Raw genomic sequence first — 25,763 nt, 5'->3', positions numbered from 1 at the left:
CTCTCGCCGAGGCGATCCAGCGGTGCGAAGAGGGAAACGAGCACCTCGCGATGGCGCTGCAGGGAGCCGCTGACGACGAGGTGCTCGCCGCAGCGCAAGCGCAGCAGACCATGCCACAGGAACTCACGACCGTGCGTCAACAGGTGCAAGCCATCGCGACGAACCTCGACGCCTACCGGCAAACCCGCGGGATTCCCTCGGGCGACTCGTCGAGCACCGCGGCGGCCCCCGGCGCTGCGCCCGAGGCCAGCTCGGCGACGTCCGGCTCGGCGACGTCCACCGGCGCACACAAGCGTTCGATGGCATCGGCCAGCTGCTCGGGATGAGATACGAACACCGCATGACCAGCGGCAATTGACGCCCGCCGGAACTGCGTCTCGGGCGCGAGCGCGTCGGCGTGATTGATCATCACGTCCTGCAGCTCGATCGGCAGCACCCGATCGCGAGTGGTGCGGACGTAGGCACGAGGCACGCTGCCCCAACGTTCGGCCGTCGCCCCGCTTGCTGACGCCAGGAATGAGATCGGCTGGTCCGGCGTCAGGGTTGCCGCCAACGCGAGAAAATCCCGCCGGTTAAGGCCGGAGAAATAGGCGGCGTGGAGCTCATCGAGGTAAGCAACGTCAGCGGAACGCGGGTCAATGCGCACGGCTCCGATGGCACCGGGATCACCGACGTAGAGCGACGATCCCCGAGCCGACCGCGCCTCGGGCAGCGCCAAGTAGGCGGCCGGCGAGCCCAGCTTCGTCGGCACGAAAGCCGCGACGTAGACCAACGCGGCGAGGAGCTCCGGCGCGAGCTCGGCAACCCGGGTCGCGACAGCACCGCCCATGCTGTGTGCGACGAGCGTCGGTCGTTTTCCGGTCGATGCGAGTCGCTCCAACAGACCGATCACATCACTGGCGACATCGTCAAGGGTGAGGTCCTGCAACGGAGACGGCTCGGTACGGAGCGCGACGACATCACGCGCCAGGTAGCTGGCCGGGAAGAGGGCACGAGTGCCGTGTCCCGGCAGGTCTACCGGCAGCGCACAATGTCCGCGACCGGCCAGCGTCGCAGCGAACTGGGCCCAGTGCCCGGCCCCATGCCATGCGCCGTGGATCAGTACGAAGTCGGTCATCGCAACTCCTCCGGTGGGTTCGTCGTCGCTCGATCGTCTTTGACGGTGCGCCATGCGGTGGCCAAGAGGTCAGCAAGCTGCCCGGGTTGCTCTTCGGGCACGTAGTGGCCGCATTCCTCGATCAAGTGTCCGGAGACGTGCGCCGCGACCTCCTGCACGGTGTCGATCCAGCTGAGGCCGACACCGTGTCGTGCCCCGACGACGGCCGTGGGCATGGTGATCGGGCCAGCGGCGCTCAACGTTCGGTTATCTTCCATGTCCGCGGGGAGTGTGCGGTAGTAGCCCATCGTCGCGCGGACCGCGCCGGGCCGGGCAAGCGCCCGTGCGTACACGTCGAGATCGTCCTCACCGATCGCATCGGTGACGTACAGGCCTACCGAATCCCGGTGGAACATGAACTCGAGATAGGCGCGCTCCCGACCTGCCAGCAACAGTTCGGGTAGGTCGGGCACCATGTTGAAACCGAAATGCCATGATCCGCCGGTCAGCGGATTCGCCGCTGCCACGCTGCGGCCGAGCCCGATCACCCCGGCCTCGATCAACGTCAGCGTGCGGACCGCATCGGGGTACTGCCCGGCCAGCGGATAAGCGACCTGTCCGCCGACGTCATGCCCGGCAACGTGGTAGCGCTGAAAACCCAGCCGCAGCATCAGCCGATGCAGAATTCCCGCGATCGACTTCTTGTCGTAACCGCTGGCCAGCCGGGAGCTCGCACCGAATCCGGGCAAATCCGGCACCACGAGCGTGTACCGGTCGGCGAGCAGCGGTATGACGGCTCGCCATGCATAGCTGGTCTGCGGCCAGCCGTGCAGCAACAGCGCAGGTTCCCCCGTACCGACGACCGCGCAGTTGAGCACACAGTCCGGTAACCGAATCCTTCTCCATCGGATGCTTGCCGGCGTGGTCACGTTCATGACCGCACCCTGCCGGGCGCGCCACGCCATTGGCATACCCGGTTTCCATCCATCGGGAATGCGTAGTTGGGCGCGATTGTGGCCGTACCTACCGTCTCGGACATCGTGACGATGGCGGAGGCCACATGATTGAGCAGATGACGGTGCTGAGCTTCTCGCATTTCGTGCAGGGCCCGGCCGCAGCGCAGTACCTCGCTGATCTCGGCGCTGACGTCGTGAAAGTGGAACCGCCCACCGGCTCATGGGAGCGGAAGGTCGGCAGCGCTGGCATTCGATTAAGCGGCCGCAGCGTGACTTTCCTGGCTGTCAATCGGAACAAGCGCTCGATCGTCGTAGACCTGAAGCACCCGGACGCCAAGACCGTGTTGCGTCCACTGATCCAGCAGGCCGACGTACTGCTGGAGAACTATCGCGGCGGCGCGCTCGACCGGCTCGGCCTCGGATACGACGCGGTGCGGGAGATCAAACACGACATCATCTATGCCTCTGCCACAGGCTGGGGATCACGCGGCCCGATGGCCGGGAATCCCGGCGTGGATCTCTTGGTCCAGGCTCGCTCGGGGCTCGTCGCGGCTACGGGCGGCGCGGACTCGCCGACGGCCGCGGGAACTCCCGTCGTAGACCACCACGGTGCGGCACTGCTGGCGATGGGTGTGCTGGCGGCCTACGCGCGCAAGCTCGTGACCGGGGAGGGCACCAGGGTGGAGACCAGCCTGCTCGGCGCCGGGCTCGACCTTCAGGCGGAGTCGCTCGCGCTGTACTTCTCGGGCCGCAAGACCACGGAGGACCTGCGGCGGCCTGCCGAATTGGCGTGCTGGGCGATCGACCCCCCGTACGGCGTGTACCGGTTGCTCGACGCAGCGGTGGCCATTGCGTTGAACGGCCCGATGGACGACTTCGGTGCGGCGCTGGGTGAGGCCGTGCTGGACGAGTACACGCCATCAGACCGTCGCGACAATCGAGTGGAGTACACCGCCACGGTCGCCAAGGCCCTCGCCGGTATGACTTACCAGGAGGTCGCCGACAAGCTGCGGGCTCGCGGGTTCTGGATCGAGAAGGTGGCGACCTACGACGACGTGCGAGTGGACCCGCAGGTCGTCGAGGAGGGACTGCTCACTGGTTTCGCGGTTGGCGACGAGGAAGCCACGGTGCTCAACCATCCGGTCCGGTACGACGGTGAGTTGCCGCCGGTGCGCCGGGCACCAGCCGAGCTCGGCGAGCACACGGTCGAGGTGCTGCAAGAAGCCGGTTTCTCCGCGGCCGAGGTTTCGGCTTTCCTGTCCTCCGGTGTGGTTGCCGCACCTGGCCCTGGTGAGGGGTGTTGATGAAAGCGCTGGTGTGCAGCCGGTTTGGCTCGCCTGGTGACTGCCTGAAAGTGGTGGATGTCGCGCTGCCCGAGCCCGGCCCCGGTGAAGTGGTGGTCGCGGTCAGCCACGTCGGACTCAATTTCCACGACACCTTGGTGATCGCGGGCAAGCACGTCGTCCAGCCGCAACCGCCGTTCTCGCCCGGCAGTGAGTACGCAGGCACGGTGTTGTCGGTCGGGCCGGACGTCGTGGTGCCCCGGGTGGGCGACCGGGTAGTCGGCAACGAGGAGTACGGATGTGCGCGGGCCGCCGTACTCGTCCGGGCCGATCGCGTGACTGCATTGCCCGACGATGTGCAGGAGCAGGATGCCGCGGCGATCCTGGTGGCTTACTCGACGGCCTACCACGCACTCGTCCAGCGGGCGAATTTGCGCCCAGGCGAGACGCTGGTCGTCCTGGGTGCCGCCGGCGGTGTCGGTTCGGCTGCGGTCGACGTCGGTGCTCTCCTCGGTGCCCGGGTCATCGCTGGGGCATCGACGGCCGAGCGTGCCACGTCCGCTCTGCGACGCGGTGCACACGAGACGTTTTCCTACGGCGGCGACGGCAACGTCAAGGATGCGATCAAACGACTCACCGGTGGTGCGGGTGCCGATGTCGTGTTCGACCCCGTCGGCGGCACGGTCGCCGAGGCAGCCGTACGGGCCGTGGCCTGGGGCGGGCGCTACCTCGTCGTCGGCTTTGCGGCAGGTGCCATTCCGCGTCTCGCTCTCAACATCCCGCTGGTGAAAGGCTCCTCAGTCATCGGGGTGTTCCTCGGTGAATTCATCCGGCGTCACCGGGCACTGCACGAGCAGAACCTGCGCTCGATCTTCGCGTGGGCGACCGCAGGTCGGCTACGACCCCACGTGCATGGTGTATTGCCGTTGGAGCGCGGCGCGGAGGCTTTGGACTTGTTGGCCGAGGGACGGGCCGACGGCAAGTTACTCTTGCGTGTCGGGCAGTCCCTATGACGGCAACGTGGTCCGTGCGCCGGACGCGGTTGGCGCTGGCTGCCCTGCTAGTCGGCACCCTGCTCGCACCCCTCAACTCCTCCATGATCGCCGTAGCGCTGCATCCGATCCAGCAGCATCTGGATCTTCCGCTGTCGACGACGACCTGGATCGTGACGGTGTTCTACCTGACGGCGTGCGTGTTCCAGCCGGTGCTCGGAAGGGTGGCTGACCTCATCGGAACCCGAGGACTTTTCACGGCGGGAATGATGATCGCGAGTGCCGCGTCGGCGGCGGCGCCGTTGGCCACCTCCGCCGAACTGCTCGTGCTCTGCCGGTGTGCACAGGCGATCGGGGTCTCGGCCGCGTTTCCGTGTGCTGTGGTCGTCACGCGGCGGCACGGTCATCCCGCGCAGCTGACCACGATCGCAATCGTCAACACCACCGCCGGCGCAGTCGGACCGGTGCTCGGCGGCCTGCTCACGGCACTGGCGGGGTGGCAGGCAATTTTCTGGGCCAACCTGCCGCTGGCAATCGGTGCCGCGGTGGTTGCGCTGGTGGTGCTCGAGCCGCGGGCACGGTCCGCCGACGCGACCCGGCCATTGATGTCGCGCTCGATCGACCCTGTCGGAACCGGGCTGTTCGCCGTGTCGATCGTGGCGTTGCTGGACGTCATGCTCGCCCTACCCCGGATATCGGTGATCGGTGGGCTTGTCCTGGCGGTGGCGGTGCCCGCCTTCCTGTGGTGGGAGCGGCGAGCCGCCAATCCGTTCATCGACATCCGTGCCGTCTACGGCGCCCGCGGCCTGACCGCGGTGCTTGGCATCTTCACGTTGTTCAACCTGGCCTACTACAGCGCGTTCTACGGGCTGCCTCAGTGGCTGCAGACCGAACGGCACACGTCCGCCCTGGACGCGGGGCTGCTCGTGCTGCCCATTGCCGTGACGAGTGTCGTGGCCACCGTCTGCGGAGGCACGTTGATGCGTTGGTTGGGAGCGGGTCGAGCTTTGCTCGCGGGCAGCGGGATGTTCCTAGCCGGAGTCACGCTGATCGTTGCCTTCGGCCCATCCACCCCCACCTGGCTCGTGGTTGCCGACGGCGTCCTGCTCGGGATCCCCTACGGCCTGTGCAACCTCGGTCTGCAACGCCTCATGTACGAGCGGACACCGTCGGCTATGGCCGGTGTAGTCGGAGGTCTCTTCCAATCCGCTCGGTACGTCGGCGCGATCCTCGCGGTGGGCCTGATCGGCGCGCTCGCCCCCATGGGGCCAGCCGAGCAGGTTGACATCGCCGTCATCGCTATCGCGATGACGGCGGTCGCGGTGGGGGTCGTCGCGCTGCTCACCATGGACATGGTGCGGAATCGGTCCGGCGGTGACTGGCGTGATTGCGCACCGGAGGGCGTAGCATCCGGTCGAGGGAGGCTGGTGACCCACCGGACAAGGCTGCCAGGGCGTCACCATGGTTGAGAAGATGGCTGTTTCGCGTGTGGACGGCCCCCCTGGCCGGACCGTATCGAGTCGGGTGTTCAGCGTGCTGAACGCGTTCTCCCCAGCAAGGCCAGCACTGCGACTGGTCGACCTTCGCGACCTGACCGGACTTCCGGTCTCCACTGTGCACCGGATCGCGTCCGAGTTGGTCGATCTGGGTGCCTTGATGAAGGACAGCGACGGTGTTTACCGGATCGGCCTGCGCATGTGGGAGCTGGGTTCACTGGCGCCGCAGCCGAGAACGCTCCGGGACGTGTCGCTACCGTTTATGCACGATCTCCACGAGGCGACAGCGGAAAACGTGCACCTCGCGGTGCTCGACCGCGACGAGGTGCTGTACCTCGACCGGGTTTGGGGCCGCCGATCGGTCGGTGTGGTGACGCAGGTGGGCGGACGCTCGCCGGTGCACGCCACGGGTGTCGGCAAGATCCTGCTGGCCTACGCATCGCCCAGGGTCCAGGAGTCGGTGCTGCGCACAGGGCTCAAACGCTACACACCTCGCACCATCGTCATGCCCGGGCTGCTGATGCACACGCTTCAGGAAGCGAAGACGGTCGGAATCGCGCGCTGCAATGAGGAACTCTCGCCAGGCACCTTGTCGATCGCGGCGCCGATCTTCGGCCCGGACCGCAGGGTCGTGGCGGCGCTGTCGGTGGTCACGCACACATGGACGCGATCGCTGTCGACCATCGAGCCAGCCCTGCGGATGGCGACCATGTCCATCTCACGGGAGCTGGCCAACGGGTTCAACACAGCCGCGCACAAAGAGGACATCAACTCGGTCCGCGCAGCAACGCGGTGACCGCGGCGCCCGCGATCAACTCGCTTTCGGCCGCGGGTAGGCCCAGTGCAGCGACCGTGCGCCGCGGATCGGTATCGGCCAGCTCGAACGGGTAATCGGTCCCCAGCAGCACGTGATCGGCACCGAATTCGTCGACGAGCTGCCCCAGCAACGACGTTGAAAAGGTAGCTGTGTCATAGCGGAAACGGCGCAGGTACTCGCTCGGTGGAGCTGGCGTCGTGCGGGCGACCGCTTTGCGCGCCCAGCCGAGGTCCAGCCGACCCCGCAGTGACGGCAGGCAACCGCCACCGTGCGCGAGACAGATCCTGAGGTCGTGGCGTTCGAGTACCCCGCCGAAGATCAGGCGCGCTGCGGCGAGGGCTGTTTCCATCGGATAGCCGGCGAGCTGAGGCAACCAGTAGTCCGCCAGGCGGGCGCCACCCGGAACGCTGTTGGGATGGAGGAACACGAAAGTGCTCCGTGCTGCGAGCAGCTCCCACAACGGTTCATGGACCGGGTCATCGAGCTCCCGCCCCAGCCCGCGCGTGCCGATCGCGATACCGGCGAATCCCAGTTCGTCAAGGCATCTGCGGGCCTCGTTGACCGCGCCGGGCGTCCCGAGCGGCACGAACCCCAGTGGTTCGACAACGCTGCGCCGGTTCGCGGTCAGCTCTGCCAGTGCGTCGTTGCCGCGGCCGACGACATCGAGCACGAGTGCTTCATCTGTGGCGTCCGCACATGTGACGAACGGTGGCACCGACACCAGCTGCCGATCCACGCCCATTTTTCGCATGTCATGGAGACGCTCGGTGACGTCGAATTGGGCGGTCGCGAGCGGGATCGGCATGTCACGCGGCACACCGGAGATTTCCGGGTGAATTCGGACGATGCCGTTGTCGACCTGGGAAAGGTCCGCGAGCCCTCGGCCGGAGAGCCACGACAGCAACGGCATCGGTAAGGCGTGGGTGTGCACATCGACGACGCTGGCGTCGCTCATGGAACGGTCACCTCCAGACGGCGACGATTGACCCTGCCCATAAGATCTCGCGGCAGGGCATCGATCGCGACCACGGCATCAACCGTGATGGCTTGATCCCGCAGTGCGCAGCGAATGGCGCGATCGTGGTCGTCCACAGCCGCTGCCTCCAGGAAGACCGTCACTCCAGCGACGCTGGACGGGACGACACCGGCGACCAGCCCGACGCGGTCAATGATCGCGTCTTCCGCGTCACTCGGACAGAAGTAGTGACCCTCGATCAGCAACACGTCCTCGATCCTGTTGAGATACCGAATGAAGCCGTCGACGTCCATCCGGCACACGTCACCGGTGCGCAGCCAGTCACCGTGAAACTTCGGTGCCCGTCCGCGGGGAAACGCATAGGAATGCAGCGCGGTCGGAGTTCGCACGCACAACTCGCCTGCCTGTCCCGCTGGTAACGGATGGCCGTCGGCGCTGCATATCCTGACATCTGTCCCGGGATATGCGGTGCCGAGCGTGGACCTGCGGGTGGGGTGGCGGTGATCTTCGGGGCGGATCAAGGCGATCGTCTTCGGTACCTCGACTTGCCCGAAGACGCCGTACAACACCTGGCCCATCAGATCATGCACCTGTTCGATCTCCGCCTCGGTGAGTACCGCACCGCTGTAGATGATCAATTCGATCGAAGACCAGTCGACCTCATCCCTGCGCGGACAGGCCAAGAGGGCACGAAGTGTCGGCGGCAGCACCATCAGCACGTTGGGGCGGCAGCTTTCGACAGTGTCGAGGAGCGTCTTCGCGCCCGGCTCCGGAGGGATGATGAAGGTACCGCCGCCCAGCAGCGTCGGGAGCACCATGTTGCCGAAGCCACCGGAGACAAGTTCCGGACACAGCACCCGAGGCCGATCCGGCCAGCGCACGGCGGCCGCGGTCATCGTCGCGACAGCGCCCAATGCCCCGCTCGACAGTTGAACGCCCTTGACCGGTCCGGTGCTGCCGGAGGTGAACGCGAGGCGGACAATCGATTCTGGCGGTGCTGCTGCATCGGAATGCGTTTCGTGCGCCGTGCTGAGCTCCGTCTCCAGGTGGCTCCAGCCTTCGACAGTGCTGTCACTCCACGCCCGGACCGCAGGATGCTCAGCGCGCCAGGACGCGACCGCCTTCGCCGCAGCTGCGGAGGCGACGATCGCGTCCGGCTGGATCTGCCGCAGCCAGATTTCGAGTCTCGCGGTGTCGAGGTTGGCCGGTGCAATCCCGGCGGACTGATAACCCGCCACGTAGCACGCGGCGTTGACCAGCCATTGCAGCGGATCGTTGGGGCGAATTTGCAGGACTGTGTCACCCGGTTTAAGCCCCGCCCGGCCAAATAAGGCGACCAGACGGGACACCATTGATCGGGCTTCGGCGTACGTGAGCTGCTCGCTACCGTGGACGAAGGCGATCCGGTTCGGATGGTACTTCAAGGCTCGGAGCACAAGCCCGCCGATCGAGCTGGGGCGGGCGGCATGCCCGGTCACAGCCGTTCGTCCGGCATGACGGTGCCACACGCCTTGCAGGTCCGGGCATCGATGTTCCCGTAGAACCGTTCGTAGGCACCTGCCACCGGGTCGGTGCGGTAGTCGGTGACATGCACGCTTTCTTCATGCAGGTACCCGTCGCAGTCCGGACAGAACCAGCGAAATCGATCGAGTTCGCCGGGCTTGCGGAGCCGTTCGATCACGAGCACGAAGGCGTCGGGCGGGAACCGCGGCGAATGTGCGATACCAGTGGGGGTGAAGATCGACGCGCCTTCCGGAATCACGGCGATGTCGGAGCCGCCCTCCGGCTTTCGATAGTGCAGATCCATGGAACCCCGGACCATGAACATCACTTCGTCGCTGGGGTTGAGGTGGAACTCGCTGCGGTATTCGCGGCCGCGTGCGAGGAAGGCCAGGGATTCGCTTTCCTGCCACAAGACCTTGACCCGCTTACCCGACTCCTGGAGTTCGCTGGCGGCTTTGTCCAGGTCGACGATGGGCATATGGCTCGGGTGCATTTCGTTCTCCTCCGCGTGACTTCAGGCGAGATCGCCTGCGTTGTGGACGATTCGGCCATCGACGACGGTCATCAGCGTTCGCGTAGCGCGCAGCTCATCGTCGGATGCGGTGAGTGGATTGGTGTCGAGGACGGCCAAGTCGGCCAGCATGCCGACGGCGAGACTGCCCTTGATCGCTGACTCGCCGGTGTGTGCGGCACCGGATGTGGTGTAAAGGCGCAATGCTTGCTCGCGGTCAACTGCCTGGGCAACACCCGATGTCTCACCGTCACGGTTCTTGCGGGTGACCATTGCGTAGAGGTTCTGGAAAGGGTCGAGATCATTGATCGGATAGTCGGTTCCCGCGGCGACGTTGTCCAGACCGAGCACGTCGACGAAGTCCCGTGTCGGCACCGCGTTGTCCGCCCGCTCGTCCCCGAGGTGTTTGGCGATGGCCGCGCGATTTCGCCACAGAAACGGTGTCTGCGCTGCGATCTGCAGACCGAGGTCCCGAGCCCGCGCCAACTGATCCCGGCGCATCAGGCTCGCATGGATGAGCACGTCCGGCAACATGCCATCGTGCCTGGTCGCCTGGGTTGCCGCGTACACGTCGAGGGCAAGGTCGATCGCCGCATCGCCGACGGCGTGAACGCCGGTGGGCCACCCCGATTGGTGCGCGGCATCGACGAGACCCGCAAACCGGTGCTTGTCGACGAAAAGCTCACCGTGGTACGAGTCGCGGGAGGCGTACGGCGCGCTGGTCGCGGCAGTGCCGAGGGTCATGCCACCATCGATCTGTAGCTTGACACCTCGTTCCAGCACCCAAGCGCCGACTTCGCGGGCATGGGGGCGTGCTGCCAGCAGCCCCCGCCAGGTCTTCAGGTCAGCCGACGGATTCAGCTCGCCTGTCGGAGTAACCATCGCCGCGATCCGGACGGTCGATTCCCCGCACGATGCCAATGCACGGATCACGTCCACATCTCGCGGTGCCATCGCCCCACCGACCACCGAGGTGATTCCTTGCGTGCTGAGCACGCGCATCGCCGCTGCCAGTTGTTTGGCCCGATTCTCCGCAGTCCACTCTGGAACCACCTTGGCCACATCATGGACTGCGCCTTCCACAAGCCTGCCGTCGTGGTCGGACGGATCGAGCCCGGCCAACTCCAGCGCGGCTGTGCTCACTGAGGCGGCGTGCCCCTCCGGGAGGAAGACCGGTCTGCCGCCTGCAGCACGATCAAGTTCCAACCGGCTGGGGGCACGCCGTTCCCGGAGCTGCAGAACCGGGTTCCACATCTGTCCACGAATCCATTCGCCCGGTTCACAAGTGGCCGCGAACTGACCAATGCGGTCAAGTACTTCTCGCAATGTCTCGACACCGGCGAACGACACCTCGAACTCGTCCATCGCGGCACTTTCGAAGTGACAGTGCGAATCGATGAGCCCCGGGATGACGCATCGCCCCTGCAGGTCGATGACCGTGGTGGTCGGCCCGATCAGTGGACGAATCTGATCATCCCGTCCTACGGCGCTGACCAGACCGCTCGTTACCGCAACAGCTTCGGCGATGCTGCCGTCGATGTCCAACGTGTTGACTGTGCCCCCGACAAGCACCAGATCGGCAGGTATGGTCATGCTCGTTCAACCCTTCACAACGGCGGCGATGCATTCGACCTCCACCTGCACACCAGTCCGATGTGGCCGCGCGATCACCGTCGTGCGCGCCGGGAAGTGCGGGTTGGATTCGAAGAATGACCGGTAGACCGCGTTGAAGTCGGAAAAACTGTCTACATCGCGCAGATAGCAGGTGCACTTGAGAATGCTCTCGCGGCTTCCTCCTGCGGCCTCGACCACCGCCACCAGGTTGGACAGCGTCTGCTGGACCTGTTCGCGGAAGTCGTCCGACACGATCGTCCGCGTCTCCGGGTCCAATGGCCCGGTACCGGAGCAGTAGATGGTGCCGCCGTGGACGATCGCCTGGGACAGCGGCGCCGCTGTAGTCGCTGAGAAGCCCACCGTAGGGGCGCTGCTGGTGGTGATGGGAGTGATACCACTGGTGCTGTTGGTCATGTATGTTCCTCAGGAAAAGTGGTAGATGAGCTTGCTCAGGCTGCGTCGATTTCCATCACGACGGCCTTGGGTTCGGTAAAGAATTCTCGGCTGTAAGTGCCTCCTTCCCTGCCCATCCCGGAATTCTTCGCCCCGCCAAAAGGCGCGCGCAAGTCGCGCACGAAGAAGCAGTTAACCCAGACCGTGCCCACGCGCAAGGCCCGTGCGACGCGGTGCGCCCGGGACAGATCTCGGGTGAACAGCATCGCGTTGAGACCATACGGCGTGTCGTTCGCCGCGGCCACGACTTCCGATTCCGCCTCAAAAGGAAGCACAACGACGAGGGGGCCGAACACCTCCTCCTGCGTGATCCGGTCGCTTTGGCTGGCGCCAACGACGATCGTGGGAAGGACCGTCCAGCCATCTCCGAGGCCGCCGGTGTGCAGGCGTGCACCCTGCGAGCGTGCGATGTCGAGGTAGCCGCTGACCTTGTGGAAATGCTCCAACGACGACATGGGGCCGATCCGCGTGTCCGGGTTCTTGGGATCGCCAACCTGCAATGCTTGCGCAGCACTGGTGAACCGAGACAAGAACTCGTCGTATACGCCGCGCTGCACGTAGATTCGGCTGCCCGCGAGGCAAACCTGGCCGCTGTTGGTGAAAATCGCCTTGATCGACCAGTCGACAGCCTTGGCGAGGTCTGCGTCGTCGAAGACGATGTTGGCGCCTTTTCCTCCCAGTTCCAGACTCACCGGTACGAGATTGCGGGCGGCGGCATGAGCGATTGTCCGGCCGGTCGTCGACTCACCGGTGAAGGTGATCCGGTCGATCTCGGATGACTCGGTGAGGGCTTGACCGGCCGAGTTCGGCCCGTAGCCGTGTACGACGTTGAACACGCCTGGTGGCAGCCCCGCTTCCAGGGCCAGTTTGGCGAGCATGGTGGCCGACGCTGGGCTCTGCTCGGCCGGTTTCAGCACGACCGTGTTGCCCCAGGCCAGCGCGGGGGCGACCTTCCACGTCTCCATCATGAGCGGAAAGTTCCACGGCGCGATCGCGGCGACCACGCCCGCTGGATCGTATTCGGTGTAGGCGTGATGTCCGCCAGGCATTGGAAACGTCTCGGCCGGTGTCACCTGCGAGTGGTCGGCGAAGAACCGGAAGTTCTGGGCCGAGCGCGGCACGTCGTGGCCCGATGTCTCCCCGATGGGCTTGCCCATGTCCGTGGTGTCCGCGAGGGCGAGTGCGTCGGCGTTCTCCAGGATCAAGTCAGCGAGCCGATGCAAAATCCGGCCTCGCTCGGCGAAGCTCATCCTCGACCACGGCCCCTCGTCGAACGCCTGACGTGCCGCTTTGATGGCGCGTTGGGCGTCACGGTCGGACCCGAGGGCCACGGCGGCCCACGGCGTCCGTTCCCACGGGTCTACGGACTCGAATGTCGCGCCGTCCAGCGACGTGACTTCCTCACCGTCGATGACGTGGCCGAAGGATTCCACCGGTTCCTCCTAAGTAGGGCTTGAAATAGTTACTGTCGAAGTTGTAGTGGCTTCGAGACAATGAGCGGTTCCCGTCTGCCGGAAACGCTGGCAGGAAAGGTCGCGGTTCAATGGCCGCGTACCTTTTCCGACCAGTCAGCCCATAGCCGTGCGAATTTCCCGGAACGAACCGCACGTATCTGTTCATCGATCTCCAGCTCTAGCAACTCTTCATAACTTTGGCGTTCGCTGGCCTGCATGAGGCGCTTCGTAGCCCCAGCGGCCTCTGGCGAAGCAGCGGCGAGATACTTCGCCTTGGTGACCGCCTCGGTGAGCGGGTCCGGGACGACGACATCGAGCAAGCCGATGCGTACTGCTTCATCGGCGCCGACCTTGCGTCCGCTGACCGCGATCTCCGTGGCACGCGCCGCACCGACCGCCCGCGTGAGCAGCCAGGAGACCCCGAAATCCGGCACCAGGCCCATCTTGATGAACGGGGCAGCGAACACGGCCCGAGGCGACCCGAGCCGCACGTCGCACGCCAGGACTAGCGCCATACCGGCTCCGACGGCAGCACCGTCCACCGCTGCAACCGTCGGTTTGAGCGTCCGCAGCAGCAGACTGGCTGAAGCGAATTCCCGGGCCATCCGTTGGCGCGCGGTCTCCGGGGTCTCATCGATGATCTGACCGATGATGTCGAGGTCACCCCCAGCGCAGAATGCGCCGCTACTCCCGGTCACCACGATTGCACGGACATCGGGATCTTCGGCGAGCTGGCGCAGCACCGTGGGCAGGGTGTCGAGCAGCTCACGATCCAGGGCATTGCGCCGATGCGGTCGGTTTAGCGCGAGCTGCGCGACGCCGTCTGAAGTGTGGGTCAACTGCAAGGAAGCCACACCGGTGTTGTACGTCGTCGTTTCATTCATGGCTTCTCCGTGGAAATTCGGCTGAACATCCCAACCGTGCTCGACGTGGACTTGAGTTGCCAGGGCGGCTTTTCGGACAATGGAAAGGCGTGCTGGTCCCGGATGGGGAGCTGGCTGATCCTCGGTGGATCGTCCGGCCCGTAACAAGGAGATTCGGTGAATCAAGAATTCGGCCATCTAACTCTGCCCAACCAGTTGACCGGCAAGACCGCGATCGTCACGGGGGCTGCGTCGGGTATCGGGCGGCAGACTGCCGCTCTTTTCGTCTCTCGCGGCGCGGAGGTGCTCGCTGTCGACCGCGATGAGGAAGGTCTGCGTGAGCTGCGGCTCGCCGTTCAAGCCAGCGGCGGTGACCTGGAGACGCTAGCGCAGGATCTCACCGTCCCCGGCGCCGCCGAACGGGCGTTCGGCGTGTGTGCTGGCATCTTCGGCGTCCCGAACGTGCTGGCCAACATCGCTGGCAAAGGGGGCGATGCCTCGGCTGCTGAGACCACGGACGAGGATTTCGACTACTTCCTGCGAACGAATCTGCACACGACCTTCGCGATGAGCCGACAAGCCGCCATCACGTTCGGCGAAGCGGGTGGGGCCATTGTGAATACTTCGTCGACGTTCGCGCTTGTCGGGGCGAAGGGTTCCGCGCCGTACTCAGCAGCCAAGGGAGCGGTGGACAGCCTCACACGCCAAATGGCGGCAGACTACGGTCGGCGCAACATCCGCGTGAATGCCGTGGCGCCAGGACTGATCGAGACCCCCGCCACCCGGTCGAAGATAGCCTCGGGGGTGTTCGACGATCTCGTCACCCGATCCCGTCCCCTACCGCGGGTGGGCAGGCCGAGCGACATCGCCAATGTGGTCGCGTTCCTCGTGTCGGACGATGCTGCCTTTGTCACCGGGGTGACGATCCCGGTGTGCGGGGGCTGGAGCACCACCCGATTCCGGGACTGAGGCGCAGGGGCGAGGCGCGGACGAATCCAGTCCGCGCCTTCGTCCTGCCTCTAGCTATCGTCTCGAACGCGAACGACGTTCTTCGATGGTCTCACCGCCGGCAGCCCACCGTTCGGGCGGTACCTCCCGAACGAGGATCCGGACCGTCTCGGACTGCACCCCAAGGCTGCCGACGATCGCATCATGCACGGCCGCGATCATGCCCCGCAGTTCTGTGTCAGATCGTCCGGTCAGCAGCGAAACGTCAATGATCGGCATTGGTAACTCCCCGTTGGTCGTGGCCAGTAGCGTCCTGCAGAGCGCGATCAGCCCTGCGACTTCGGGGCAGACGCACATCTGCGAGCTCGATGCCACGGGTCTCGGGCAAGGTGAACACGAGGATGAGCAAGCCGAGCGTCACCGCGCCAACCGGATACCACAGAGCCGCGGTGGTGCTGCCCACCTCGGCGCCAATCGCGACCATGGTGGCCGGCAGAAGCCCGCCGAAAATACCCACACCTAACTGGTAGGGAATAGATAACGCGGTCGCTCGGATGCGGGTTGGGAACAGCTCGGCCATCGCCGTGGCCGCAGGCCCCTGCGACATCTGGGCGAGGGCGACGAGTAGGAGCAGAAGCAATGCGACCTGAACAACCGGCATGCTGAACAGGTCGCCGACGCTGTCGATCGCCACCGTGCCTGACGCCCCGGCGATCGGGTAACCAGATGTCTTCAGCGCGTTGACGAGTTCAGCCTCCAGTCGTGGACCGCCGGCGATCGCCGTCTGATCCACCGTGACCGTGGTTGGCCCCGCGCCATCAACGATGTGGAAGCGGACCGAGTTGCGATTCAGTATGTCGCGGGCACGGTCACAGTCCGTGGTGGACTTAGCCGTGCCGACCGGGTTGAATTGGAATGAGCAATCCGACGGATTCGCTGTGATGGCGACCTGGACGCGGTCTTGTGCTTGGTTAAGCTCGGGGTTGGCCACGGCTGTCACACCGGAATTGATCGGGAAGACCAGCAGCGCGGTGAGCGCCAAACCGGCGAACAGCACGATGCGCCGGCCAATTCGGTCAGACAGCCAGCAGAACAGCACGCACAGGAAGAAACCGATCAGCATGTTGAGCATGAAGATCACGTTGACCGTGAACGAATCGACCTTCAGATAGGTCTTCATAGCGGTGAACATGTAGATGGTCGACAGATAGCCGATGAAGGACTGGGCCGACGCCATCACGAAGACGATCGCCACCATGCGGATCCGCGGCCAAGTGCTGAACACCTCGCGCAGCGGAGCCTTCGCGTGCGTGCCTTCTTCCTTCATCTTGAGGAATATGGGGCTTTCGTTGAGCTTGGATCGGATCCAAACCGACAGCCCGAGAGGAAGGACGGAGATGAGGAAGGGAACGCGCCATCCCCACGACTCGAATGCGGCTTCACCGATAGCGGCCTGCACCGCGAGCTGCACCGCCAGGGAGAGGCTGAAGGCGAGGGCCGTGGTCCCCGTCAGCCATCCGACGAAGAAGGAGCGTTGATTGGCGGGCGCATACTCCGATACGTAGGTGACGGCAGCACCGAATTCCCCGCTGACGGCAAGTCCCTGCAGGATGCGGCAGGTCACCAGCAAGATGGGGGCGAAAATGCCGATTTGCTGCGAAGTTGGTAGCACCCCGACCGCCACGGTTGAGACGCCCATCAGCACCAGGGTCAGCAGGAAGACTTTTTTGCGACCGACGAGATCGGTGAGCCGCGCGAAAATGACGGCACCAACAGGGCGGACGATGAACCCGACCGCGAAGGTCAGCAAGGCGAACACCGTCTGCGCCGCGGTGCCATAACCACCAAAGAATTGACTACCCACAACGGGAATCAATGAACCGTAGAGGAAGAAATCATACCATTCGAATGCTGTCCCCACGGCTGATGCGCTGACGATCTTCAGTTCCTGTTTCTTCATCGAAGGGCCTCCTCCTCGATGAGTTGCCCTGGCAAGGTCGCCGAAGGCACGATGTGCAGACGTTAGATATGGGCAGTGTCCGAGGCAACACCTGCGTTCCCAATGTGCGGAAACGCCGCCCTCGAGGCCGCCTCGGGCAGGCAATCCCGTTCAGGAGGAGGGGCCAGCGACGAAAGGGGGCCGTGAGGCTCATGTCGTTCCGGCCAACGGGAACGTTGCCTTGCTTCGCGGTAGGACGCTCGAGCACCGTGCCCCTTGGCAAAGGCTCAGGTTCAGGTAGAAGGCAGGCTTTGGATGACCGAGGAAGCAGCAAAGTGGACCATCGAGTCGGCCGCGGAGCTTCTTCTGCGGGCGGAGCGGGAGAGAAAGGACCGCCCCCGCATCTCAAGTGAATGGCCGCAGTTCGATCTCGCGACCGCATACCTCGTGCAAGATCGGCTCGTCGGCCGGAAGGTGGCCGACGGCGAGAAGGTGATCGGAGTAAAGCTTGGTCTCACTTCTCGGGCGAAGCAGGAAAGAATGGGGGTGGCCGAGCCACTCACGGCGTGGCTCACCGACAAGATGGTTCTCCAGCCCGGGACACCGGTGCCCACTGACGAGCTGATCCATCCGCGTGTCGAACCAGAAATCGTGTTCGTACTCGGCGAGCGGCTCGCCGGGCCTGGTGTCACGGCGGCATCCGCGCTGTCGGCAGTGCGCAGTGTCCACAGCGGTCTGGAAGTGATCGACAGCCGGTACACCGACTTCCAATTCACGCTTGCCGATGTCGTGGCGGACAACGCGTCTTCGGCGCGGTTTGTCATCGGCGGTGTAGAGCAAGATCCACGAGAATTGGATCTTGCTGCCGAGGCGTGCATGCTGCGCGTGGATGGGAGGACCGTCGATACGGCCACGGGCGCCGCTGTTCAGGGCCATCCGGCAGAGGCGCTTGCGTTAGCGGTCAACAGCCTGGGCGAACGAGGAATCGAGCTCGAGGCTGGCTGGATAGTTCTGACAGGCGGCATGACCGATGCCGTGACCATCGGACCGGGCCAGCAGGTCACTGCCGAGTTCTCCCACCTCGGCTCCGTCACGGTGACAGGTGGCTGACCTCTTACCGCCACGGAAACGATTGCGCTGCCGCAGATAGCGCGCACCCGACGCCACGCGCCAGCCCCATTACGCGGTGGCGACGGCCAGCGCCGGAGCAACCGCGATTTCCGGGATGGCTGCTGCAGCGATGCAGGCTCCAGGCATCACAACGCGTCGGCGTCTACGCATCTGATCGGGCCTGCTGCCACCTGTCGCCATGGCACCGTCCCCGATACCGGCTCCGGCCACCACTGTGATTCCACCGATACGCAGTGGATTCTGAAGGACACCTGCTACGCGTGGGATGTACGGGTACATCCCACGCGTAGCACGAGCAGAACTGGTTGACACGCGCTCCACATGACGCGCTTTACGCACTATTGCGCTGCTATCGCATGGCACGGGCGGCTCGCGCCACCCAGCCCTTGGTCGACGAAGCCCGGCGGTCCCCGCTTCCATGAGACTCATTGCGCCGGTTCCACACGGTGTTCATGCGAACAACTCGTCGCGGTAGATGCTGAACCGGACCATGCGTGCCGCATCGATGAGTGTGGGTCGAAACCGATGCCACGGCTCGCCGTTGCCGCTGGCGAGCGTGAGCGAGGCGACCACGGCGCCCGCTTGGTTGCTGATCGCTGCAGACATCGATGAGCGGCCCGCGATATCCCGGTGCACCGAGACGTGCGCGTCGCGCACGGGATCCGCGTCGGTACCCGGCCCGTCGAACGCCTGGAACAGGACGCCGGCTGATGAGTTGGTGTTCCGGAGCCTGCTGCCTTCGTGGATGTCGTGCGGGCCGTTACCCGCCCTGGCCAGGCTTACCACGAGGGCCTCGTCTTGGTCGAGCACACTGAGGTAGGCGGTCCTGCCCGTCGTCTGGGCAAGATCGCGGATGTGGCGCGACGTGTCCCGTTGGATCCGGCGCACGCAGGGTGCGGAACTGCCGATCGCCCACACCCTCGTTGCGAGCCGGTACCGGCCGTCGGGTTGCTGTTCGAGGCCGCCCCACTCGGTCAGCTCCCGCACCATGCGCCACGCCGTGGCGACAGGCAGGCCGGTCCGCTCGGCGATCTGGGTGACCTGCAGCGCGCCCGATGCACGCTCCACCACGTCCAGCACCGACAAGACCCGCGCTGCGACACTTCGTTGGCGCATCTTCCCGCTCCTTCCGCCCCCGTAGCGCGAAGCTAACACCAGCGGTGGACGATGTCGGAGCGGCGAGTTCGCCGTCCCACTCTGTGAGCGCTTTTCACGCAATGAAAACGGAAGGCCGGGTTCGCGTCGCCGAACTCGCAAACTCGGCACCGTGCTTCGACATATCTCCGTATTGGCGTGCTGCGGCGCGCTGCTGACCGCCTGCTCATCAAGCAACGCCGACAACGGCGGCGTCGCAGACTCCCTCACCGCGGCGCTCGCCGCGCCCGTCAGCTGCCTCGACCCACACCAGACCCCACAGACACCGAATCTGCAAGTGTCTCGCCAGCTCGTGGACTCGCTCACCGACCAGGACCCGAAGACCGGCAAGATCGTGCCCTGGCTCGCCACTGCCTGGAAAGTCGACGGACATGCGACGAGGTTCACGTTCACGCTTCGCGACGGTGTCACATTCAGCGACGGCAGCCCGGTGGACGCCGCCGCCGTTGTCGCGAACCTCGACGATGTGGCTGGGTTGGGCGCACGGTCCCCGCTCGGCACAACCTACCTTGCCGGCTACACGGGTTCGTCCGCTCTCGATGCGCACACCGTCGAGGTGCGGTTCTCGACCCCGAGCGCGCAGTTCTTGCAAGCCACCTCAATGGCCACGCTCGGGTTGCTCTCACCCAGCACGCTCGAACGGACCGCGCAGGAGCGCTGCGCCGGCACGCTCGTCGGATCCGGCCCGTTCGTGCTCGACCGGGTCGCGCTCAACGAGGAGGTAGGGCTGTCCGCACGCACCGGATACGCATGGGCGAGCGACCTAGCCACCCACCCGGATACACCACGTATACGAAAGTTGACCTTCGCCATCGTCACCGATCCGAGTGCCCGGCACGGCAGCCTCTTCTCCGGGCAGTTGGACGCCGACTTGCAGGTGCTCCAGCAGGACGAGCCGTCCTTCAGCGACCAGGGTCCACGGCTGCTGTCAGGCACCCGACCCGGTGTCGTGTATACGTTGCTGCCCAACGAGTCGAGGCCTGCGCTGAGCGATCCCACCGTTCGGCGCGCCATCGGCGCCGCCATCGACCGGTCCCAGTTCGCGCCGCTGTTGTCGGCGGGTGAACGGCCCGCGACCGACGTGCTGGCCACCACTACGCCGGGCTACGCCAACCGCTCCCAGAACCTGGCGTTCGATCTACGCGAAGCGGCGAGACTGCTCGACGCGGCTGGCTGGCGGCCCGGCACGGACGGTGTACGAGCCAAGGGCGCAGATCGGCTGTCCTTCACCCTTGTCTATTCAGCGACCGAACGCTATGGCGCCGTCTACCAGCTCATCGCGCAGCAGTTGGCCGAGGTCGGGATCGAACTGCGCCCGACTCCTCTCGACGACGCGACCAACAGCGCCCGGCAGGGCGCGGGCGACTACGACTTCGTGTCCTGGACGGTGACCCGCGGAGATCCCACAGTGCTGGCGAGCCTGTACCCGGTGAAGAGTGCGAATCCCCTTCGGCGCACCACGCCCGACGAGGTCGATACCGCCATCGCGAGGATCGCCACGGTGCTGGACCCCACCGAGCGTGTGCGCGCTGTCGACGCGGCTGCCCAGGCAATCCTGGCCGGCGGGCACGGCATTCCCCTCTTCGAACAGGCGTCATCGGTGGGTTTGGCGCCCCGAGTCAGCGGTGTCCGGCTCGACGCGTCGGGCCGACCGGTATTCCAGGATGCGGAGGTTCGGTCATGAACGCGTGGAACGACTTCACCGGTGGGCGTGCGGTGGACGCAGCGACGTTCGTCGCTGCCGCGCATACGTTGCTGGAGTCGGCGGTCGCCGCCGCCGGTGGTGGCGAGGCCACCCGTGCAGAGTTCGTCGCTGGGCTGGCGGCCAGCCTGAGCACGTCGGGTCCGTACGCGACATTGCGGCTCGACACCGGACTCGCAGACCAGGAGGTCCGCCGGGAGCTGACGGAAAACGTCGAGTCGGTGTCCGCGCTGGTCCTGGACCTCGTCCGAAGTGCCCGCCCGGCAGGCGTGTCTGGTCCGGGCGACATCCAGAGCAGCTGTGTCGGCTACGCGTGGATTCCGCCGGTGGCCAAACGGCTCACGGCCGACGCGGGTCTGCACGCGGCGCGCAACCTCTACAACGAGTGGCTCTGGCAAATCGTGCTGCTGCGGGACGCTCTCATCCCGTTCACCAACCCGGCCGAGGTGCTCCTGCGCGCCGACGCGGACGGACTGACCCGGCTGCGAGACACCCGCGACTGGTTCGCCGTCCAGGTGATGACCAGGCGAGTCCCGCACGCCGCGATCGTGCGGTTCGCCGCAGAAGCCGTCACCGCAGAATACGTCGATGGCGCGTACGGCTTCCAACACGGCGGCGTGGTCGTCCTGCCGCCGGTCGCGCTGGACGGTCCGCTGCTCGGTCCCGTCTACCTGCTGACCTGGCGCGAAACCAAGCTCGTCCCCGACGACCTCGCCTTCTTCGTGCACGCAGAGCAGCCGTCTGTGAACACGTTGTCCGCACCTACGAGGGCGGCAGGCGAGGTCGAGGTGGTCGAGCTGTTGGACCGGCTCGTCCCCGGCTCACCCGGACCCGGCCGGACCCGCACGTTGACCCTGGTGGTCGGATTCGACGACCACGAGTGGATGGTGGACCTCGGGCAGGCGCTGCGCGGTCACCGTTACGCCAGCCGACCGCCCCATCAAGACAGTCCGCGTAACACGTCTGCAGTGGACAATTCGTGGTCTGGGTGCGCGGTTCTCCGCGAGGACGGTGCGGTGTCGGTGCCGGGCGGTGGTCTCATCCCGACCGGTGGCCAACGCGCTCTGACCCTGGCGCTGCTCGGCCGGTTGCGACCGGGCAATGTGGTGCTCTACACCGGCCAGGACGTCAGCGGGCAACATGTGCTGCTCGACATCCGGAGTTGACGTGCGCCGATTCGTTGTGCGGCGCATCGGGCAGGCCGCCGTCGTGGTGTTGGCGGCCTACACCCTCACCTTCGCCGCGTTCTATCTTCTGCCCGCGGACCCGGTGCGGATCATGATCGGCCCAGAGAACGCGATCGACGAGGCGCGAGTGGCCGCGCTGCGGGCCGCGTACGGCCTCGACCGGCCAGCGCTCGTGCGTTACGTCGATGGCTTGCTCGATGCCGTGCGCGGCGACTTCGGCACCTCGTTGCAGACCGGACGCGGCGTCGGCGCGACGATCGCCGAAGCTGCACCACGCACCCTCGCACTGGCTGGCGCCGCGTTGCTGCTGGCTGTCCCCGTCGGGTTCCTGATCGCCTGGCTGGCCGCGCACACGCGCCAGCCGTGGTTGCACCGGCTGCTGGGCAGCCTGCCCGGGTTGTCGCTGTCCGTGCCGACGTTCTGGCTCGGACTGGTGCTGTTGCAGGCATTCTCCTTCGGGCTTCGGCTGTTTCCGGCTCGCGGCGACGACGGGCTCGCCGGTCTGGTTCTGCCGGCCGTGACTCTGGCGGTGCCGTCGTCGGCCTTCGTTGCGCAGGTGCTGCTGCCGCGCCTGACCGCGGAGATGCGACAGACCTATGTGGACACGGCGAGAGCCAAAGGCTCCTCACGCGCCCGCGCCGTGTCTGTTCACGCGCTGCGCAACGCCGCTATGCCCGCACTGACAATGGTGGCGTTGCTGGTCGGCTGGCTGCTGTCCGGCTCGGTCGTGGTCGAGACGATCTACGCCCGCAACGGGCTCGGTCGGCTCATCGAGTCAGCGGTCACAAGCCGGGACCTGCCGATGTTGCAGGGCTTGGTCGCTGTGACCACAGCGGTCGTAACCCTGCTAGCTCTGGCTGTGGACCTGGCGTACCCGCTGGTGGACCCGAGGGAGCGCGCACGATGACCCGGCTGCGCAATCTCGGGGTCGCGCCGTCTGTCGCTGTCCCGCTCCTGGCGGGGACCGCAGCTCTCGCACCAAACGTCTTCTCCCCCGCCGACCCGCTGCGCGGTGATCTCGCCGAGCGGCTGCGGCCACCAGAGGCGTTGCACCCGTTCGGCACCGACGAACTCGGCCGGGATCTGCTCGCCCGGATCGTGCACGGGGCGGCACCGTCGTTGCAGGCCGCGGTCCTCGCGGTGGCCATCGCGGTGCTGGCGGGCGCGGCGCTCGGCCTGGTTGCGGGCACGACACGCGGTTTCGTCGATGACGTGATCATGCGGGCGGTCGAGGTATTGCTCGCCGTGCCGTCGTTCCTCCTCGTGCTCGGAGTGATCGCGGTGCTCGGCCCTGGGACCAGCAACGTGGCAGTGGCCGTGGGCCTTTCCTCCTCGGCGGTATTCGCTCGAATCACGCGTGCCGAGGTGATCCGTGTCGGCAAAGCCGGTTATGTCGAGGCAGCAGTGGTCTGCGGCACGAGCCGCCCGACCGTCCTGTTGACCCATGTGCTGCCCAACGCCGCGAGTCCAATCGTCGCACTGGCCACATTAGAGCTCGGCAACGCGATCCTCACCGTCGCGGCCGTCAGCTTCCTCGGGTTCGGCGCCCCGTTGCCGGAGCCCGAGTGGGGTTCGATGATCGCTGCCGGGCGCCCCTTTCTCGCCTCGGCGTGGTGGCTGACGACTGTGCCTGGTCTTGTCATCGTCACCGTCGTGCTCGCGGTCAACCATCTCGGACACATTCTGCGATCGGAGACACGATGACACTGCTCGCCGTGCGTGGCCTGACGGTCGGCTACCGCTCGTCCCGTAAGAATCGACCTGCGGTGGACCGGATCGATCTAAACGTCCACCCAGGACAGGTAGTGGCCGTTGTCGGCGAGTCAGGGTCAGGAAAATCGACGCTCGCGCACGCGTTGGTCGGCCTGCTCCCGGACACGGCCAGGGTGCACGCGGGCAGCGTCACGTTCAACGGCCAGCGGGTCGACCATCTCCCCGACCGCAGGTGGCGCCGATTGCGTGGGCGACGGATCGCGTACGTCCCGCAGGACCCAGGGTCCGCGCTCAATCCACTGATGACCGTGCGCGCTCAGCTCACGGAAGCCTTGCGACTGGCGGGAAATCGGCCGTTGGGCGACGACGCGTTGACCGAGGCGTTGAACCGGGTGGGCATCCCCGCCCCGGACCGGGTGCTCGGCCGCTACCCGCACCAGCTCTCCGGCGGGTACCGGCAGCGGGTGCTCTTGGGCATGGCGCTGGCCGGCCGACCCGCGCTGCTCGTCGCCGACGAGCCGACTTCCGCGCTCGACACCACTGTGCAGAAGACCGTGCTGGACCTGATCGAAGACGTCGCCGCCCACGACGGCACAAGCGTCCTGTTGATCACGCATGACCTCGGGGTCGCCCAGGACCGGGCCGATCGCGTCGCCGTCATGTCCGACGGCCGGATCGTGGAGGACGGCCCCACGGCGCAGGTGCTCGGCCGACCGCAGGCGGCCTACACCCGCCTCCTGCTCGACTCAGCACCACGATCACGAGCCACCCGGCCCGCAGCAGCGGAACCGCTGCTCGAGGTACATGATCTGAGCAAGACGTACCCAGGCACGGTCGCGGTCGACGGCGTTTCGTTCACGCTTGGCCGGGCCAGCACCCTGGGACTGGTCGGGGAGTCCGGGTCGGGCAAGTCCACGATCGCACGCATGATCACCCAGCTCGTGAAGCCGACGGGCGGGAGCATTCTGCTCGACGGAGAGCCCATCGCAGTCGGCTGTCCACGTGTGCAGTTCGTCGCGCAGAATCCGTATGCCTCGCTCGACCCGCTGATGAGCGTCGGCCGGATCATCGCGGAACCGTTGCGAGCGCTGCGCGTTGGTGTCGCCGAGCGAAGGCGGCGGGTGCGCGAACTGCTCGACGACGTCGCGCTGCCGGCCGAGGTCGCGCGCCGGCGGCCGACAGCTCTCTCAGGGGGGCAGCGCCAGCGTGTGGCCATCGCCCGTGCACTGGCGCCGCGGCCGGATCTGGTCGTCCTCGACGAGCCGGTTTCCGCGCTTGACACCGTGACACAGGCCCAGATCCTGACGCTGCTGCAGCGGCTGCAGCGCAAGCACGGGTTGGCGTACCTGTTGATCTCTCATGATCTAGCCGTGGTCGCGGCCTCGGCCGACCGGCTCGCGGTCATGCGAGACGGCCGGATCGATGAATCCGGAACCACCGTCGACGTGCTGGCCTCGCCGGCGACTCCGTTCACTCGCGAGCTGCTTGCCGCCGTGCCCGGACGGCTAGCCGCTCCAAGGTGAGCGTGGGGCCTGATCGACCTGCCACTTGGGGCAAACTCGTCCGCTCGCTGGATCATCACGTCCTATCGCTCGATACTACGATCCCGGTCGTGAGGTCAGACCCTCGTGGGCAGCACCGACGAAGTACCCGACAACCTGCGCGCGCATGCGGTGCGTCTAGGCAGTCCCAGGACCTGTGATCGGCGCGTCGTTTCGACCAACGCCCCCGCCAAGTTGGGAACGCGCGGTCCGTCTCCTTCCGCCACCGCCTCCAGAAGCTGCCGGAGGGGATCCGCTCCCACTCCGGCAGACCTGCGACCCACTACGCCGCGTAGCCACATGTTCGCCATTCCGATCAATAGATTTCAGGCCATCTCAGAGCGTTATTCTGGCTTTTACCATCCACGGCGGTAAAATTCGAGTGATGTGACGATCCGGATGATGTTGGGAAGTTCCGCGAGGCGTCCGCGGT

The 25,763-nt window shown here is 66.0% G+C and carries 23 protein-coding genes; 11 read left to right on the top strand and 12 right to left on the bottom strand.

The genetic code is table 11. The features are described 5' to 3' along the window. Positions 1–172 precede the first annotated feature (172 nt). Positions 173–1,117: an alpha/beta fold hydrolase gene (locus tag ACWDKQ_RS24070; RefSeq protein ID WP_450141011.1), complete on the bottom strand. Its 945-nt coding sequence runs from the start codon at positions 1,115–1,117 to the stop codon at positions 173–175. Then, positions 1,114–2,031 carry an alpha/beta fold hydrolase gene (locus tag ACWDKQ_RS24065; protein WP_450141010.1) on the bottom strand — a complete coding sequence of 306 codons (918 nt, stop codon included), beginning with the start codon at positions 2,029–2,031 and terminating at the stop codon, positions 1,114–1,116. Before ACWDKQ_RS24065 ends, ACWDKQ_RS24070 begins: the two co-directional genes overlap by 4 nt. A 125-nt stretch (positions 2,032–2,156) precedes the next feature. On the opposite strand from ACWDKQ_RS24065, the gene ACWDKQ_RS24060 reads away from it, so the two are divergent. The 4 genes from ACWDKQ_RS24060 to ACWDKQ_RS24045 are packed head-to-tail and all read left to right on the top strand — an operon-like array spanning position 2,157 to position 6,619. Next, positions 2,157–3,356: a CaiB/BaiF CoA transferase family protein gene (locus ACWDKQ_RS24060; RefSeq protein WP_450141009.1), complete on the top strand. Its 1,200-nt coding sequence runs from the start codon at positions 2,157–2,159 to the stop codon at positions 3,354–3,356. Further along, entirely contained in the window at positions 3,356–4,348 is a 993-nt protein-coding gene (locus tag ACWDKQ_RS24055; protein WP_450141008.1) for an NADPH:quinone oxidoreductase family protein, read from the top strand. The genes ACWDKQ_RS24060 and ACWDKQ_RS24055 overlap by 1 nt, the downstream gene beginning before the upstream one ends. After that, on the top strand, positions 4,345–5,796 hold the full coding sequence (locus tag ACWDKQ_RS24050; protein ID WP_450141007.1) for an MFS transporter: 1,452 nt from the start codon (positions 4,345–4,347) through the stop codon (positions 5,794–5,796). The genes ACWDKQ_RS24055 and ACWDKQ_RS24050 overlap by 4 nt, the downstream gene beginning before the upstream one ends. A gap of 4 nt (positions 5,797–5,800) precedes the next feature. Further along, positions 5,801–6,619: an IclR family transcriptional regulator gene (locus tag ACWDKQ_RS24045; protein ID WP_450141006.1), complete on the top strand. Its 819-nt coding sequence runs from the start codon at positions 5,801–5,803 to the stop codon at positions 6,617–6,619. Here ACWDKQ_RS24045 and ACWDKQ_RS24040 read toward each other — a convergent pair. The 7 genes from ACWDKQ_RS24040 to ACWDKQ_RS24010 form a co-directional block, all read right to left on the bottom strand. After that, entirely contained in the window at positions 6,591–7,595 is a 1,005-nt protein-coding gene (locus tag ACWDKQ_RS24040; protein WP_450141005.1) for an amidohydrolase family protein, read from the bottom strand. The two genes, ACWDKQ_RS24045 and ACWDKQ_RS24040, sit on opposite strands and share 29 nt — an antisense overlap. Continuing rightward, the gene (locus ACWDKQ_RS24035; RefSeq protein WP_450141004.1) at positions 7,592–9,094 is read right to left on the bottom strand and encodes an AMP-binding protein; all 1,503 of its coding nucleotides are present in this window, start codon (positions 9,092–9,094) and stop codon (positions 7,592–7,594) included. Before ACWDKQ_RS24035 ends, ACWDKQ_RS24040 begins: the two co-directional genes overlap by 4 nt. Further along, on the bottom strand, positions 9,091–9,612 hold the full coding sequence (locus ACWDKQ_RS24030) for a 3-hydroxyanthranilate 3,4-dioxygenase (RefSeq protein WP_450141003.1): 522 nt from the start codon (positions 9,610–9,612) through the stop codon (positions 9,091–9,093). Before ACWDKQ_RS24030 ends, ACWDKQ_RS24035 begins: the two co-directional genes overlap by 4 nt. Before the next feature lie 21 nt (positions 9,613–9,633). After that, on the bottom strand, positions 9,634–11,223 hold the full coding sequence (locus tag ACWDKQ_RS24025; RefSeq protein ID WP_450141002.1) for an amidohydrolase: 1,590 nt from the start codon (positions 11,221–11,223) through the stop codon (positions 9,634–9,636). A 6-nt stretch (positions 11,224–11,229) separates the two neighbouring features. Continuing rightward, positions 11,230–11,658, bottom strand: coding sequence for a RidA family protein (locus ACWDKQ_RS24020; RefSeq protein ID WP_450141001.1), 429 nt, complete (start codon positions 11,656–11,658; stop codon positions 11,230–11,232). Positions 11,659–11,693: 35 nt separating this feature from the next. Then, positions 11,694–13,130 (bottom strand): aldehyde dehydrogenase, encoded by a 1,437-nt coding sequence (locus ACWDKQ_RS24015; RefSeq protein WP_450141000.1) that lies wholly within the window; start codon positions 13,128–13,130, stop codon positions 11,694–11,696. 107 nt (positions 13,131–13,237) lie between these two features. Further along, positions 13,238–14,212 (bottom strand): enoyl-CoA hydratase/isomerase family protein, encoded by a 975-nt coding sequence (locus tag ACWDKQ_RS24010; RefSeq protein WP_450140999.1) that lies wholly within the window; start codon positions 14,210–14,212, stop codon positions 13,238–13,240. Here ACWDKQ_RS24010 and ACWDKQ_RS24005 point away from each other — a divergent pair. Next, positions 14,192–14,983: an SDR family NAD(P)-dependent oxidoreductase gene (locus tag ACWDKQ_RS24005; RefSeq protein WP_450140998.1), complete on the top strand. Its 792-nt coding sequence runs from the start codon at positions 14,192–14,194 to the stop codon at positions 14,981–14,983. The two genes, ACWDKQ_RS24010 and ACWDKQ_RS24005, sit on opposite strands and share 21 nt — an antisense overlap. A 54-nt stretch (positions 14,984–15,037) precedes the next feature. On the opposite strand, the gene ACWDKQ_RS24000 is transcribed toward ACWDKQ_RS24005, so the two are convergent. After that, complete coding sequence (locus tag ACWDKQ_RS24000) at positions 15,038–15,184, bottom strand: tautomerase family protein (protein ID WP_450141017.1); 147 nt, start codon at positions 15,182–15,184, stop codon at positions 15,038–15,040. Between the two features lie 43 nt (positions 15,185–15,227). Then, positions 15,228–16,922 carry an MFS transporter gene (locus ACWDKQ_RS23995; protein WP_450140997.1) on the bottom strand — a complete coding sequence of 565 codons (1,695 nt, stop codon included), beginning with the start codon at positions 16,920–16,922 and terminating at the stop codon, positions 15,228–15,230. Positions 16,923–17,216: 294 nt separating this feature from the next. Between ACWDKQ_RS23995 and ACWDKQ_RS23990 the strand changes: the two genes are divergently transcribed. After that, positions 17,217–18,011 carry a 2-keto-4-pentenoate hydratase gene (locus ACWDKQ_RS23990; RefSeq protein ID WP_450140996.1) on the top strand — a complete coding sequence of 265 codons (795 nt, stop codon included), beginning with the start codon at positions 17,217–17,219 and terminating at the stop codon, positions 18,009–18,011. Positions 18,012–18,482: 471 nt separating this feature from the next. Here ACWDKQ_RS23990 and ACWDKQ_RS23985 read toward each other — a convergent pair whose 3' ends face one another. Next, positions 18,483–19,148 (bottom strand): helix-turn-helix domain-containing protein, encoded by a 666-nt coding sequence (locus tag ACWDKQ_RS23985; RefSeq protein WP_450140995.1) that lies wholly within the window; start codon positions 19,146–19,148, stop codon positions 18,483–18,485. A gap of 316 nt (positions 19,149–19,464) precedes the next feature. Between ACWDKQ_RS23985 and ACWDKQ_RS23980 the strand changes: the two genes are divergently transcribed. Genes ACWDKQ_RS23980 through ACWDKQ_RS23960 form a run of 5 tightly spaced genes read left to right on the top strand, consistent with a single transcriptional unit; the run spans position 19,465 to position 25,312 of the window. Then, on the top strand, positions 19,465–20,871 hold the full coding sequence (locus ACWDKQ_RS23980) for an ABC transporter substrate-binding protein (RefSeq protein WP_450140994.1): 1,407 nt from the start codon (positions 19,465–19,467) through the stop codon (positions 20,869–20,871). Continuing rightward, positions 20,868–22,055 carry a hypothetical protein gene (locus ACWDKQ_RS23975; protein WP_450140993.1) on the top strand — a complete coding sequence of 396 codons (1,188 nt, stop codon included), beginning with the start codon at positions 20,868–20,870 and terminating at the stop codon, positions 22,053–22,055. Before ACWDKQ_RS23980 ends, ACWDKQ_RS23975 begins: the two co-directional genes overlap by 4 nt. 1 nt (position 22,056) lies before the next feature. After that, the gene (locus ACWDKQ_RS23970) at positions 22,057–22,983 is read left to right on the top strand and encodes an ABC transporter permease (protein WP_450140992.1); all 927 of its coding nucleotides are present in this window, start codon (positions 22,057–22,059) and stop codon (positions 22,981–22,983) included. Further along, positions 22,980–23,780 carry an ABC transporter permease gene (locus ACWDKQ_RS23965; RefSeq protein WP_450140991.1) on the top strand — a complete coding sequence of 267 codons (801 nt, stop codon included), beginning with the start codon at positions 22,980–22,982 and terminating at the stop codon, positions 23,778–23,780. The genes ACWDKQ_RS23970 and ACWDKQ_RS23965 overlap by 4 nt, the downstream gene beginning before the upstream one ends. Next, entirely contained in the window at positions 23,777–25,312 is a 1,536-nt protein-coding gene (locus ACWDKQ_RS23960) for an ATP-binding cassette domain-containing protein (RefSeq protein WP_450140990.1), read from the top strand. The genes ACWDKQ_RS23965 and ACWDKQ_RS23960 overlap by 4 nt, the downstream gene beginning before the upstream one ends. The last annotated feature ends 451 nt before the right edge of the window (positions 25,313–25,763 follow it).

The sequence above is a fragment of the Saccharopolyspora sp. NPDC000995 genome (assembly GCF_053599315.1).
Note: the sequence above shows the minus strand (reverse complement) of the source record. Positions and strands in the feature narration are given on the sequence as shown.